This window comes from Pedobacter sp. TM02, assembly GCF_059705275.1.
Map to the genome: position 1 here is coordinate 503916 of NZ_AP046530.1, position 13547 is coordinate 517462.

Below are 13547 nucleotides of genomic sequence, written 5' to 3' on the forward strand. Positions count from 1 at the left end.
TAGCAATTTATTGAATATTTAACGTACCGCTGATTTCTTTTAGCGCAATTTCGGCCAGTTTGGCCTGGTATTGCACATCGATATAGCGGCTATTGGCATCGATGGCATTGCGTTGCGCTTCCCTTAGCTCCAGTGGCGCAATGCTGCCTAAGCGGTATTTCGCTAAGGTGATATCCAAATTCTGGTTGGCAATGTCAACGTTATGATGCTCCAGTTTAACCAGTTCTAAAAAGGTGCTGTAGTTTTGGTAGGCGCTGGTTAGCTGGGCGCTGATGTCTTGTTTCACCTTATCTAACGAAAGGCTGGCCGAGCTGATTTCGACCTTTGCATTGCGTTCGTTTTGGCGTTGCAAAAAGCCGTTAAAAATGTTTACACTGGCCGTTACCCCGTAAGTTAAACCGTTGGCCCTAAACTTGGTATTAAAGCCGGTAGGGGTAGTGCTGCGCGAAAACTCATAGCCACTGTTGAGGCTGACTTGCGGATAGCGGTTGCCTTTGACCTGCTTCAGGTTCAGCTCGGCAATTTGCTTGCTCAGCATGGCGCTCTGCAAATAAGGATTGAGTTGTTGCATCTGGTTGGCCAGCTCCGTATAATTGAGGGTGTTGTCTATCGTGATGTCGCTTGCTACCGAAAATTTGGTGTTCACGTCGCGAGCCATTAGCTGGTTTAAGGTAACCATAAAAGTAGCCAACTGGTTTTTTTGTTGCAGGTAGGTAGAAGTATCGGTGTTGTAATCAACTTTGGCGGCCAATACATCGAGTTTAGAACCGCGGCCAATTTCCAGTTTGTTGTTGGCAATTTTGAGCCTCAGGTTAGAAATATCGAGGGCGCTATCAGAAGCGACCACCAATTGTTGCTGCTTTACGATGTTGAAATAGGCCGTAATCACATCAGAAATCGTGGTGAGGATTTGTGCTTTGGCATTTACCTGGCCCTGTTGCTCTAAAGCCTTTAACCGGTCGTAGTTGGCAAACATCTTAAAGCCATCAAAAATGGTCCAATCTAGGCCTACTCCATACGACATGTTGGTGCTTTTGGCGCCATCGGTTACCCGTTGCGTACCGCTAGATTGCGTTTGAACAGTGTTTTGCCTGCTTCCACCCGTGCTAAATGTGCCCGATGCTGTTGGTAACATGCCGGCATTGCCCGCGTTGGCGTTGTTTTTGGCAATAGCGGCGGTGTTGTTGATCAGCTTGATATCGTAGTTGTTTTGCAGGGCAATGGTAATGGCGTCTTGCAACGTTAATTTCTCCTGCGCCGTTGCTGTATTGCATAAGCCAGCCCAACTTCCAACGATAAAAAATATAAAATACTTTAATTTCATGTATGTTAAATTTTGAATGATCGGGTTTGGAACGATTGAATGGCTTTTATTCCTTCCCTTCATGCTCTCCTTATTTTTTGTCTTGGCCTTCGTCGGCCAGCGCGGCGTTTAAAGATTCTTTTAACTCGGTATTTTCCTGGTGTTCTTTAGACCAGTACGAATAAATGGCCGGAATAACGAACAAGGTCAAGATCAACGAAAACAAAGTACCACCAATAATTACAGTACCCATACTCATCCGGCTTTTGGCCGCCGCGCCCAAGGCCATGGCAATAGGCAATGCACCAATGGCAATAGCCATACTGGTCATCAAAATTGGCCTTAACCTCGAAACCGCTGCCTCTCTAATGGCGTCGTGTACCGATTTGCCCTGTTCTTTAAGCTGGTTGGCAAATTCTACAATCAAAATGCCGTTTTTGGTTACCAAGCCAATCAGCATGATGGTACCGATTTGGCTGAAGATATTCCAGCTTTGTCCGCACAGCCATAGGGATAAAAATGCACCAGCTACCGCCATTGGCACTGTAAGGATAATGATGATGGGGTCTTTGAAGCTCTCGAACTGTGCCGAAAGGATCAGATAAACCAACAATAAGGCCAAGCCGAACGCGAAAAGGGTGTTGGAAGAACTCTCCTGAAAATCCCTCGATTCGCCACTTAAATCGGTAGAGAAGCTTTCGTCGAGCACTTTAGCTGCAATCCTGTCCATGGCCGCAATGCCATCGCCAATGCTTTTGCCCGGCGATAAACCTGCCGACACCGTAGCCGAAATGAAACGGTTGTTACGGTATAATTGTGGCGGACTGCTTTCTTCCTTGGCTGTGACCAGGTTGTCTAATTGGATAAGCTGCCCCTTGTCGTTTCTTACATACACCGAACTCAGGTCGAGCGGTTCCTTGCGGTCGCTCACATCAAACTGGCCGATTACCTGATATTGCTTGCCGTTCATAAAGAAATAAGAGAAACGCTGGCCACTAAGCCCCAATTGCAGGGTTTGGGCAATGTCAACAATAGAAACGCCCAAGTTTTTGGCCTTATCGCGGTCAATAGTAAGGTCTATTTCGGGTTTGTTGAATTTCAGGTTAACATCTGAAGTGGTAAAAGTAGGGTCTTTAGCAACCTCGTCCATAAACTGAGGCACTTTTTCGCGCAGCTTCTCAAAGTTTTGCGCCTGAATAATATAGCTGATGGGCAAACCGCCTCTGCGGCCCACAGAAATGGTAGGTTGCTGCGTAACGGTTACCTTGCCTTCGGTATATTTTTTGGTGGCTTTGGTCAGCTTATCAGCAATGTCTTTTTGGCTTCTCTCTCGTTTGTCGGGGTCGATCAGGCCCATGCGCATGAACCCCGAATTTGTAGAGCCAGCTCCGCCAAAACCTGGCGAGGTAATGGTAATCAACACGTTCTTCTCGGGAACCGAATCAATAATCATTGTGTTCAGCTTTGAGATAAAACGGTCGGTGTAGGCAAAAGAAGCACCTTCTGGCGTAGTTACGTTCAAGTTGATGGCACTTCTGTCGTCGTAAGGAGCAGTTTCTTTCGGCAATAGTTTCCAGAAAAGGAAAATCAGCCCCATACAGATCAAAATCAGCGGTACGGCAATCCAGCGCCTGTTCAAGAACTTGTTCAGGTTGTCCTTGTAGCTTTCGTTCAGCTTCACAAAATAAGGCTCTGTAAAGTTGTAAAACCTCGATGGCGTGTGGCCTCCTTTTTTCATCAGATAGGCATTCAGCATCGGGGTTAAGGTTAATGATACGAAGGCCGATATGAGTACGGCCGCGCCAATAACCACCCCAAACTCGCGGAAAAGCCGCCCCACAAAGCCTTGTAAGAAAATTACCGGCAAAAATACCGCGGCCAGGGTAATGGAGATGGAAATTACCGCAAAGAAAATCTCGTTCGAGCCTTTAATGGCCGCTTCGATTGGCGATAGGCCTTCCTCCACCTTTTTAAAGATGTTCTCGGTTACCACAATGCCATCGTCAACCACCAGGCCCGTTGCCAGTACAATGGCCAAAAGCGTAAGTACGTTAATGGAGAAGCCGAAAATGTACATGATAAAGAACGTGGCAATGAGCGATACCGGAATATCGATCAATGGCCTGAAGGCAATAGCCCAATCCCTAAAAAACAGGTAAATGATCAAAATTACCAAGACCAGCGAAAGCAAAATGGTTTCGGCCACTTCGGTTACCGAACGTTTGATAAAGAGGGTCGTATCAAGTGCTACCTTGAGCTTAATATCCTGAGGTACGTCCTGTTCCAGTTTGGCAAAACGTTTATAAAACTCCTTGCTAATGTCGAGGTAGTTAGCGCCGGGCTGCGGAATAATACCAATAGCCACCATGGGTTTGCCCGATTCGCGTAAAACGGTTTCCTCGTTTTCAGAACCCACTTCGGCAAAGGCCACATCCTGTAGCTTCACTACATTGTTGCTGTCGCTAGAAAGGATCAGGTTGTTAAACTCGTCGGCCGTGGTGAGCTTGCCCAGTGTTTTTACAATCAGCTCGGTAGTGGCTCCGGTCAGTTTTCCCGATGGCAATTCTACGTTTTCGCGGTCAAGTGCCGTTACAATATCCTGCGAAGTCAGGCCATAAGAAGCCAGTTTGGTAGGGTCGATACGGATACGCATGGCGTACTTGCGCTGCCCCTGGATTTGTACGCTGCTTACACCCGGAATGGTTTGGATGCGGTCGGCGATTACGTTTTCGGCAAAATCGCTCAGGTCGGTTACCCCACGCTTGTCGCTTTGGATGGTCATCGAAATGATCGCATCCGAATTGGCATCAGCCTTGCTCACGATCGGCAAGCCGTCTATGTCTTTTGGCAAGCTTCTGGCCGCCTGCGACACTTTATCGCGCACATCGTTGGCCGCTTCGTCTATGTTTTTGTCGAGGTTAAACTCGATGGTAATGTTGCTCGTTCCCTGGTTGCTGGAAGAAGAAATATTGCGAATACCGTCGATGGCATTGATTGATTTTTCCAGAGGTTCGGTAATTTGCGATTCGATGATGTCGGCGTTGGCTCCCGGATAGGAAGTACGCACCGAAACAATGGCCGGATCGATAGACGGGTACTCGCGTACGCCCAGAAAGTTATAGCCAATTACCCCGAACAGGATAATGACCAGGTTCATTACAATGGCAAGAACCGGACGTTTGATACTGGTGGTCGAAATACTCATGACTTAGCTTTTACCAGTTTAACTTTTACCGGAGATTTAGGTTTAAGGGCCATGGCGCCTGTGGTCAATACGGTGTCGCCTACGTTGAGGCCCGAAGTGATCTGTACGCGCTCGGCAGTGCGGTTGCCTGCTTCTACTTTTACCTGTTGTGCCAATCCGTTTTTGCTGATGTAAACGGTTTTTCCGTTCAGCACCGGAATAATGGCTTCGCTCGGGATCAAAATGGCATCGTTAATGGTCGCCAATGCCAGTTTAACCTTGGCAAACGAGCCCGGCAAAAGCTTGCCGTCGGCATTGGGTGCCAGGGCTTTGATTTGTAGCGTACGGGTTGCTTGGTTAATGCCCGGCTCTAAGGCAAATATCTTGGCCTTAAAGGTTTGGTGCGAACCGTCTATGTGGAAATCAATGTTGGCATTTTGATTGATTTGCCCAGCATATTTTTCTGGAATGGAGAAGGTGATTTTTACCGGATTGGTACTTACCAAATTGGCAATGGTGGTTGATGGGGTCAGGTATTCGCCCACAGAAATAGACCTTAAGCCAACTTGGCCACTAAAAGGTGCCAAAATCGAAGTTTTAGCCAACTGCGCCCTGATCAGTTGGGTTTGTGCTTTTAGCGATTGCAGGTCGGCTAACGAAGTGTCGTATTCTTCCTGACTGATGGCGCCTTTGGCCAACAGTTGCTTGGCCCTGTTCTCGTTGGTGGCCGAAAGCTTTTCCTTGGTTAGGGCATCTTTCAGTTGTGCCTGAATATCCCTGTCGTTTATTTTAACCAGCAAAGCGCCTTTGCTTACATGGCTGCCTTCCTTAAAATAGATGCCGGTTACCAAGCCCGATACCTCGCCACGCAGTACAACCGATTCGTTGGGTTCTATGCTTCCCGTAATTTCGAGGTCATTGTCAAATCTGGCGGTTTGCACCACTACGCCCTCTACAGCCAATGGTGGAGCGCCTTTGCCTCCTTTGCCGTTCTTGCCGCCTGGGCCGCCACCAGCCTTGGCCCCATTGCCTTCGGCCGCGATTTTTTTGTTTTCAGAAATTCTATAATAAACCAAATAGGCCAAGCCTATGGCTAAGAGGATGTAGATGATATACCTGATTTTCATGCGTGTGTTTAATCCAATGGGTTAACGTACAAAAATATTTATTTGTTTTTCTAATCATTTGATGTACTAAGTATGTTACAGCTTATTACATAAATATATGCCTTTAAAAACTTAGAAATTTTAAATTTGTCCTTAAACTTTCAACTATCATTAAATAACAGTAATGAATAAATCAATTTTCGGATTAGTCATACTCCTATCTATTACTATGGCAGCCAAATCACAAGTAAAAATAAACTTTGAAGTAAGCTTCAAAGAGCCGCAGGCACATTATGCGGAAGTAGAAATGAACCTATCGGGCATTGCGTCGAAAAGCTATGTCGATGTAAAAATGCCGGTATGGACCCCAGGTTCTTATTTGGTGCGCGAGTTTGCCAAAAGCGTAGAAAGCTTTGGTGCAACCGCCAACGGCAAAGCCGTTAAGGTAGAAAAAGTAACCAAAAATACCTGGAGGATTTTCAATGCCAAAGCCAATGCCGTAAAAATCAATTATAGGGTTTATGCATTCGAAATTTCGGTGCGTACGGCATTTATCGATGCTTCGCATGCCTTCCTTTCGTCGGCCAATATTTTTATGTATCCTGCCGGGATGATCAAGACGCCAAGTACGGTTAAGATTATTCCTTTTGGCAAATGGGATAAGGTAAGTACCGGATTGGAGCCGGTTCCGGGTCAAAAGTTCACCTATACCGCGCCTGACTTTGATATTTTGTTCGATAGCCCGATTGAAGTGGGTAACCAGGATGTATTCGAATTTAATGCGGCTGGCGTAAGGCATGAAGTAGCCATGTACGGTGGCGGCAATTACGACAAGGAGCGCCTGAAAGTAGACATGGCCAAAATTGTAGAACAGGCTACGGCGGTGTACGGCGAAAATCCGAATAAACACTATACTTTCATCGTGCACAACTACCAACAAGGTGGTGGCGGTTTAGAGCACCTAAACTCAACTGTTTTAGGCGCATCACGCAATGCCTATGGTACGCCTAGGGGCTATAATGGTTTCTTAGGATTGGTAGCGCACGAGTATCACCATTTGTGGAACGTCAAAAGATTGCGCCCAATTGCTTTAGGGCCATTCGATTACGACAACGAAAACTATACCACCAATCTGTGGGTTGCCGAAGGATTTACTTCGTACTACGAGAACAAGTTTATGCTAAGAGCAGGCTTTACCCCGCAAGATGGATTCGTAAACGGCTTGGCTGGTGCAGTAGGTACGGTAATGAATACGCCAGGCTCTAAATTGATGTCGGCGGCCGCGTCGAGTTTCGATGCCTGGATCAACGGTGCCTACCGTCCGAACGAAAACTCGCGCAATACTTTCATCTCTTACTACAGCAAAGGCGAAGTAGTAGGTTTATTGATGGATTTGGAAATTGCCAATGCCACTAAAGGCGCCAAAAGCCTCGACGATGTGATGAAAGCAATGTATTTGCAATGCAAAACCTTGAAACGTGGTTATACCGATGCCGAATTCAAGGCGATGGTAGAGAAAATCAGTGGCATGAACTTCACTAATTTCTGGGCCAAATATGTAAATGGCACAGACGCGATCGAGTTTGCCAAATATTTCGGCTATGCCGGTATCGATATTGTGAACGAAAACGAAGGCAAAAGCATTCCTTACTTTGGTGCAACAACCAGCAGGGCTACCGGTAAAGTTATCGTAACAGGTGTGGCGCGTGGTTCGGGTGCCTGGAATGGCGGTGTAAACGTAAACGACGAAATCGTTGCTATTGATGATGTACCTGCCGAAGCCTTGGTAGAAAGAATGACCCAAATTTCGAGCAAGAAAGTGGGCGAAACGGTAAAAGTGAGTATTGTAAGAGATGGTTTGAAACAAGACCTGACCGTAACCCTAACCAATAACGATGCCGTTAGGTTTAAAACTACCATCAAAGAAGATGCAACGCCACAACAGTTGGCCGTTCGCAAAAAATGGATGGGCATATAGACAGTTCAATGGTAATTGGTTTTCGGTTCGCAACCCATAGTTGATTGCCTAATAAATCAATGAACTAATGAGCCAGCAAACCAATAAACATAAAAAAGCCCCGAGCATATCGCTCGGGGCTTTTTTTATACATGATCTTCTTATTTGAAGATGTATTTAATACCTAGGCCAAATCTTCCGGCTTCGAAGTTGTTGCCACCATCATAAAATTGCAAAGCTGGTCTCCAGTCGAAGTTGAAACCGATTGGTGCACCAGAAATTCTGTAGTCTAAACCTACCATCGGACGGATCATAAAAGTAGAGCCACCATCGTACAAGTTAATGCCTGGGCCACCGCCTAAATACCATTGTAGGCCTGGAGCACCTTTAATTGGTGCATTGTATTGATAAAATGCTTGGATCAAAGTAGAACTTCCGCCAAATAAAACATCACCTTCAATTGCACTATTTTGGTTGAAGAAGTGTTTAATTGAAGGACCAACCATGGTAGCGCCATTGCCAAAATCGATGCCCAAACCTGCACCAGTTTTGTAAGCTTGAGCTTGTGCATTCAAGCCTGTCGTTAAAAGTGCTGCGCCTGCAATTAAAGTAAAAAGTAATTTTTTCATAACTAATGATTTAATTTTTATAAATAGTTTTTAACTACCTAACAAGTTTTGTGCCGTTGTGTTTGATTTATGTAAAATATTTGAAAATTGGTGGTTTTTGAGGGGAAAATGAAGAACCATTTTTCTGAAGGCAGGCAATAAAAATAAGATTCTTGGATCCTTTGTGCGAGCTTCGAAAAGTTACGGCAACGATGTGCAATCGCAATGAATTGAAAGTGTTGGCTTGCCACAAAGGATGGCTTGAGGTAGGTCAGGGCAAAACCGATCTGGGGCGGGTTGTCCATGAAGGAGCAATGTGGCCGTCTGTATGCCGCTTATCATTAATTTGCCAAGGCGATTGACCATTATTTAGGGTAGAGAACCCTAGGGCTTTAACTTCCCAACCCCTGATGAATTTCGGCAAACAACAAGCCACTGCCACCGCCATAATGCTTAATGATGGGTAAGTGGGGGCGTTGGTTGGCCAACTCGAGCTTAAGCCTGTCTATTTCTTCCTCGGTTATTCCGGCGCCAATGAGTACCAGTTTGATGCTTTCCTGCAGACAGATGTTTAAGGCTTCGGTCACAGAATAAGCCAGTTTGGCCTTCCACTCTTCGTTTTGGTCGATCAGCCGGGCAATGGTTTGCATGATGGGTTTGTTGGTGCCGATGACTACGATTTCTATAGTATGCATTTTCTTTGATTGTTTTATTGCTGAGTTTGTGAGTGTTAATCCACCCTGCATTTAGGCATTATCTCGGGAGGGCATGGAAAATTGCTCAAAACAAAAATCGGGAGTCTGTTGTCGAGACCCCCGATTTCTGATTAGAACTCCATCGGAACTTCCATTAACAAGAATTTAGCTTCTCCAATAGCTTTTATATTTACAGAATCGGTATCCCAAACACCGAAACCGTCTCTTGTTTCTAATTTTTGGCCTTCCACTTCCAATTCTCCTTCCAATACGAAAATGTATAGGCCGTTGCCTTTGCCGTGCATCGGATAGGCTTTGCTGTGGCCGGCTTCAAAAGTGGCCAGGTTAAACCAGGCATTTTGATAGATCCAAACACCCGCGTCGTCAGCATTTGGCGATAAAATCTGTACAAACTCGTTTTTGCGTTCGGTTTTGTCCAGCACAATCTGGTCGTACCTAGGCGTTACATTTCTTGTGTTCGGAAAAAGCCAGATTTGTAAAAACTTGGCCGGATGGGTAGCATCTGGGTTGTATTCAGAGTGGTAAATTCCGGTTCCGGCGCTCATTACCTGGATTTCGCCAGCTTTAATGGTGGCCACATTGCCCATGCTATCCTTGTGTTGCAGCTCTCCTTCAAGCGGAATAGAAATAATTTCCATGTTGTCGTGCGGATGCTCGCCGAAACCCATGCCCCCGGTAACGATATCGTCGTTCAGCACGCGCAAGGCGCCGAAGTGGATGCGTTCAGGATTATAATATCCAGCAAAGCTGAAACTTTGATAACTTTTTAACCAGCCATGATCTGCCACCCCTCGGGTGTTGGCTTTGTGCAATACTGTTTGTGCCATAATTGTTAAAACTTGTTGATACAAAGATAAGTCTATTGGTGCGCCCGGCTCTTGATGTAGGATAAGAAAGGTGATAGTACGGTTTTATGTGGACATTGTTAAATGGTTGGGCATTTGGACAATTCAACAAGTAACGGTTTGACAATCTCACAGCTAAGCCATCTGCAAGAATTTCCTGCCCGAGAAATTTACTTTTGGCCAACTTTCGCCAGGTGAAAATCCAGAACTAAAACACTTAACTTAGTAACATGGTAAATAGAGCAACATATCAGGCCGCAAAACTGGTAGCCCCGCAAATAGAGGCGCATTTCGCCAAACATTTGGCAGAAGCCAGCGCCAAGGGCGAAGTCGATTTGGCACCACAGCCACCCGCGAGGGTCATCGAGGCCATTCTCGATGCGGCCTTTTGGTCGAGTTTGCGCAAGGAGGAAGGACATTCACCAAAAATATCCATTGCTTTTTTGCCCCCAGAGCAGGCCAGCAAACCGTTGCTGTTTCATCAAACGCTGCCGTTAAATGCCAATATCCTTACCAAAATGGCGCCAGGTGTTGAGCGAAGCGGTATCCACATCGGCGTATGGCACGATGGCTATAGCCTGCATATTTGGGGTACAACGCTCAATATACCCAATTACTGCTTTGTGGTTGATGTATCAGAACCTGGCCTATTGGTGATCAAACATCGGCGTATTTACGGTTTTGGCAAATACACCAACGTGGCAGTACTTAAGGGCGATCAGATTAAAGTTGTAGAAGAAAAAAGTGCCACCAGTGCCGATTGCCCGACTATGCTCTTGTCGCTGCTCGATTTAACCGCACACTCTTATTGGAACGATGCCGCCAATATCCTGATCCAGCTGGCTGTTTCTATGCGGGCACATGCACGTGGCGGTGCCATCTTGGTCGTTCCAAAAGGTACCAAAGACTGGGAGCAGTCGGTAATCCATCCCATGGGCTATGCACTTAAGCCTCCCTACCGTGGCCTGGCCGACCTTACCAATAAAGATCGCAATGCCAGCGAAATCTTTTGGCAGAGCGCATTGAAAAGAGAAATCGATCACTTGTCGGGCCTTACGGCGGTAGATGGCGCTACCATCATCAGCGACGATTACGAATTGCTGGCTTTTGGTGCCAAAACGGGTAGGGCCAACAGCAGTGGCCATATTCAGGAATTATCGTATTCGGAACCTATTGCCGGTGGCGATGCGGTAACCGTGCATCCCGCAAAAATTGGAGGAACCCGACATCTTTCGGCCGCACAGTTTATTTACGACCAGCGTAATGCTTTGGCCTTGGTAGCCTCGCAAGATGGCCATTTTACCATTTTCAGCTGGTCGCCAACCTTAAATATGGTACAGGCCCACCGTATTGATACGCTGTTGTTGTAGTTTTGGTTGCCGCAGGAAAGCCAGATTTATATATGGTCTATTGAAAGACGCTAAGCAAATACGGCTGCGCCGATTATTCCCAAAAGATAAATAATTGCAATAACTATACGATCTGCCTTAACTCTATCTTTACGGGTAGGTTGCTCAACAGCTTTTGATACTTGCTGTCTAGTCGCTGTTGCTGTGGCCGGGAGTTGAAGTTTGATAATCATAAGTCAACATAATTAAGGAACAAACTCATTAACACAAAACTTGAGCCACAGCGCCCCAGGTTGTTAAGATGTGGATAAGTGTTGTTTTGAACCTTAAAATAGCCTGCTTATCTTATTAAGTCTTGCCTCAAACCCTTTTCGAGCTGTACTATTTATTAAACGATTTCCTGAGCAGGCTGTTCTTTTTTCCGTATAACAGGTAAATAACCAAGCCAATAGCCAACCAAACCACCAGTCTCAGCCAGGTTTCCCAAGGCATAAAAGCCATCATGGCCAAGCAAACCAGGATACCCAAGATCGGAACCAAGGGCACCAACGGTACCTTAAACGGCCGCTCGGCATCAGGATTGGTTTTGCGGAGGATCAAAATGCCCGCACAAACCATTAAAAACGCCAATAGGGTACCGATACTGGTCATTTCGCCTACCACATTTAATGGTACAAATGCCGCAAACAAGCCAATAAACGCACAAAGCAGGATGTTGGATTGATATGGCGTTTTGAATTTGGGATGAAGTTTAGAAAAAGCCTTTGGCAAAAGTCCGTCGCGGCTAATGGCATAAAACATGCGCGATTGGGCCATCAAATCGACCAGGATTACCGAAGTATAGCCGATTAAAATGGCTAAAATAATAGCCTGGCTTAACCACGAATATGGCGTTTTTTCGATGGCGAGAGCTACTGGTGCACCGCTGTTGGCAAACTCCTTGTAATTGGCCAATCCGGTCATTACGTGCCCAAAAAGCCCAAACAACACCGTACAGGCTACCAACGAACCGATAATGCCGATCGGCAAATCGCGTTTAGGATTTTTGGTTTCCTGGGCAGAAGCAGCCACCGCATCAAAGCCAATAAAAACAAAAAACACCAGTCCGGCAGCACGCAAAACACCACTCCAGCCAAAATGGCCAAATTCGCCGGTGTTTTGTGGGATGTAAGGGTGATAATTAGCAGGATTGATGTAATTCCAGCCCAAAGCAATAAAAACCAAGACCACGCCTACTTTTAAAAATACGATAATGGCGTTCACCACTGCCGAGCCTTTGGTACCCCTGATCACCACGAGTGTCATCAAGATCACCACCAAGGCGGCTGGTAGGTTAATCAGGCCGTGTACAATGGTGCCGTCGCTCAATTTGGCGGTTTCAAAGGGCGAGAGCGTAAACTGCGCGGGTAAATAGATATGATAGGAAGCCAGAAACTTAACCAGGTACTGCGACCAGCTGATGGCAACGGTGGCACAGCCAACCGAATATTCGAGCACCAGATCCCAGCCAATAATCCAGGCAAACCATTCGCCCATGGTGGCATAGGCATAAGTGTAGGCACTTCCGGCCACGGGAATCATCGAAGCAAATTCGGCATAGCACAAGGCGGCAAACCCGCAACCCAATGCGGCGATTACAAATGACAAGGTTACGGCCGGACCTGCATAGTTGGCAGCGGCCAAGCCAGTAATAGAGAATAGGCCGGCGCCAAGCGTAAGCCCAATGCCAATCAGCACCAGTTGAAAGGGGCCAAGGCTTCTTTTTAACGAGGCTTCCGAACTTTCGGCAACTTCGGCCTTGATGGCGGCTATCGATTTTTTGAACATGCTATCTGGGTTTTGAAGGCGCAAAGGTAGCAAAATAAATACTACTAAAATAGTAGTCTTAAAATATTATTCGGAAATGACATGGGTTTAATGATCGGTTCGGTATTTTATTTGGTGTTATTGGCTGGGTTTTTAAAGCTTTGGCAAGCTATGGTAAAGAATTAATAAAAATTAATTCATTGTATATCAGTGTTTTAAAAAATATTTTTGAATTTTTATAGTACTATGTATTGCATAATACTGTATAAAGCATATATCTTTGTATTATGATAGCAGAAAATACGCAAACCCAAATGCGAAAAGGCATACTCGAATACTGTGTGCTTTTAATCATATCGCGAGGTGAGATTTATGCCTCCGATATTATCGCCGAACTGAAACAGGCAAAACTGTTGGTGGTAGAGGGTACTTTATATCCTTTGCTTACCCGTTTAAAAAATAATGGACTGCTGGGCTACAACTGGGTAGAGTCGACATCTGGGCCACCGCGCAAATATTATGTGCTTACGCCGGAAGGCCGCGAAATCCTGAAGCAACTCGACACCACCTGGCAAGAGCTGGCCTATGCCATCACTACATCGCAAAACGGGGCCACAAAATAATTGAATGAGAGAATGAAAGAATTATCGAAGACCATTCAAAATTCAATCAT

At 45.9% G+C, this 13547-nt stretch carries 11 protein-coding genes; 3 read left to right on the forward strand and 8 right to left on the reverse strand.

The window, feature by feature from the left end; all coding sequences use genetic code 11:
• Positions 1-7 precede the first annotated feature (7 nt).
• The 3 genes from AC6H1S_RS02200 to AC6H1S_RS02210 form a co-directional block, all read right to left on the reverse strand.
• Positions 8-1324 carry a TolC family protein gene (locus tag AC6H1S_RS02200; RefSeq protein WP_497564968.1) on the reverse strand — a complete coding sequence of 439 codons (1317 nt, stop codon included), beginning with the start codon at positions 1322-1324 and terminating at the stop codon, positions 8-10.
• A 70-nt stretch (positions 1325-1394) separates the two neighbouring features.
• Positions 1395-4508, reverse strand: a complete 3114-nt coding sequence (locus tag AC6H1S_RS02205; RefSeq protein ID WP_497564969.1) for an efflux RND transporter permease subunit — start codon at positions 4506-4508, stop codon at positions 1395-1397.
• Positions 4505-5614, reverse strand: a complete 1110-nt coding sequence (locus tag AC6H1S_RS02210) for an efflux RND transporter periplasmic adaptor subunit (RefSeq protein ID WP_497564970.1) — start codon at positions 5612-5614, stop codon at positions 4505-4507. Before AC6H1S_RS02210 ends, AC6H1S_RS02205 begins: the two co-directional genes overlap by 4 nt.
• A 208-nt stretch (positions 5615-5822) precedes the next feature.
• Here AC6H1S_RS02210 and AC6H1S_RS02215 point away from each other — a divergent pair, with 208 nt between their 5' ends.
• Positions 5823-7571, forward strand: coding sequence for a M61 family metallopeptidase (locus AC6H1S_RS02215; protein WP_497564971.1), 1749 nt, complete (start codon positions 5823-5825; stop codon positions 7569-7571).
• Positions 7572-7711: 140 nt separating this feature from the next.
• On the opposite strand, the gene AC6H1S_RS02220 is transcribed toward AC6H1S_RS02215, so the two are convergent.
• The 3 genes from AC6H1S_RS02220 to AC6H1S_RS02230 form a co-directional block, all read right to left on the reverse strand.
• Positions 7712-8179 carry a hypothetical protein gene (locus AC6H1S_RS02220; protein ID WP_199140678.1) on the reverse strand — a complete coding sequence of 156 codons (468 nt, stop codon included), beginning with the start codon at positions 8177-8179 and terminating at the stop codon, positions 7712-7714.
• A gap of 371 nt (positions 8180-8550) precedes the next feature.
• Positions 8551-8853, reverse strand: coding sequence for a hypothetical protein (locus AC6H1S_RS02225; RefSeq protein WP_497564972.1), 303 nt, complete (start codon positions 8851-8853; stop codon positions 8551-8553).
• Between the two features lie 131 nt (positions 8854-8984).
• Positions 8985-9701, reverse strand: coding sequence for a pirin family protein (locus AC6H1S_RS02230; protein ID WP_199140676.1), 717 nt, complete (start codon positions 9699-9701; stop codon positions 8985-8987).
• A 248-nt stretch (positions 9702-9949) separates the two neighbouring features.
• Between AC6H1S_RS02230 and AC6H1S_RS02235 the strand changes: the two genes are divergently transcribed.
• On the forward strand, positions 9950-11089 hold the full coding sequence (locus AC6H1S_RS02235) for a putative sensor domain DACNV-containing protein (protein WP_199140675.1): 1140 nt from the start codon (positions 9950-9952) through the stop codon (positions 11087-11089).
• Positions 11090-11139: 50 nt separating this feature from the next.
• On the opposite strand, the gene AC6H1S_RS02240 is transcribed toward AC6H1S_RS02235, so the two are convergent.
• Both AC6H1S_RS02240 and AC6H1S_RS02245 read right to left on the reverse strand, forming a co-directional pair.
• Positions 11140-11301: a hypothetical protein gene (locus AC6H1S_RS02240; RefSeq protein WP_497564973.1), complete on the reverse strand. Its 162-nt coding sequence runs from the start codon at positions 11299-11301 to the stop codon at positions 11140-11142.
• Between the two features lie 148 nt (positions 11302-11449).
• Positions 11450-12895, reverse strand: a complete 1446-nt coding sequence (locus tag AC6H1S_RS02245) for an amino acid permease (RefSeq protein ID WP_497564974.1) — start codon at positions 12893-12895, stop codon at positions 11450-11452.
• 266 nt (positions 12896-13161) lie between these two features.
• Here AC6H1S_RS02245 and AC6H1S_RS02250 point away from each other — a divergent pair, with 266 nt between their 5' ends.
• Positions 13162-13497 carry a PadR family transcriptional regulator gene (locus AC6H1S_RS02250; RefSeq protein ID WP_497564975.1) on the forward strand — a complete coding sequence of 112 codons (336 nt, stop codon included), beginning with the start codon at positions 13162-13164 and terminating at the stop codon, positions 13495-13497.
• The last annotated feature ends 50 nt before the right edge of the window (positions 13498-13547 follow it).

Coding starts and splice junctions, on each gene's coding strand:
- AC6H1S_RS02200 (WP_497564968.1), bottom strand. CDS start 1,324: ATGAAATTAAAGTATTTTATATTTTTTATCGTTGGAAGTTGGGCTGGC.
- AC6H1S_RS02205 (WP_497564969.1), bottom strand. CDS start 4,508: ATGAGTATTTCGACCACCAGTATCAAACGTCCGGTTCTTGCCATTGTA.
- AC6H1S_RS02210 (WP_497564970.1), bottom strand. CDS start 5,614: ATGAAAATCAGGTATATCATCTACATCCTCTTAGCCATAGGCTTGGCC.
- AC6H1S_RS02215 (WP_497564971.1), top strand. CDS start 5,823: ATGGCAGCCAAATCACAAGTAAAAATAAACTTTGAAGTAAGCTTCAAA.
- AC6H1S_RS02220 (WP_199140678.1), bottom strand. CDS start 8,179: ATGAAAAAATTACTTTTTACTTTAATTGCAGGCGCAGCACTTTTAACG.
- AC6H1S_RS02225 (WP_497564972.1), bottom strand. CDS start 8,853: ATGCATACTATAGAAATCGTAGTCATCGGCACCAACAAACCCATCATG.
- AC6H1S_RS02230 (WP_199140676.1), bottom strand. CDS start 9,701: ATGGCACAAACAGTATTGCACAAAGCCAACACCCGAGGGGTGGCAGAT.
- AC6H1S_RS02235 (WP_199140675.1), top strand. CDS start 9,950: ATGGTAAATAGAGCAACATATCAGGCCGCAAAACTGGTAGCCCCGCAA.
- AC6H1S_RS02240 (WP_497564973.1), bottom strand. CDS start 11,301: ATGATTATCAAACTTCAACTCCCGGCCACAGCAACAGCGACTAGACAG.
- AC6H1S_RS02245 (WP_497564974.1), bottom strand. CDS start 12,895: ATGTTCAAAAAATCGATAGCCGCCATCAAGGCCGAAGTTGCCGAAAGT.
- AC6H1S_RS02250 (WP_497564975.1), top strand. CDS start 13,162: ATGATAGCAGAAAATACGCAAACCCAAATGCGAAAAGGCATACTCGAA.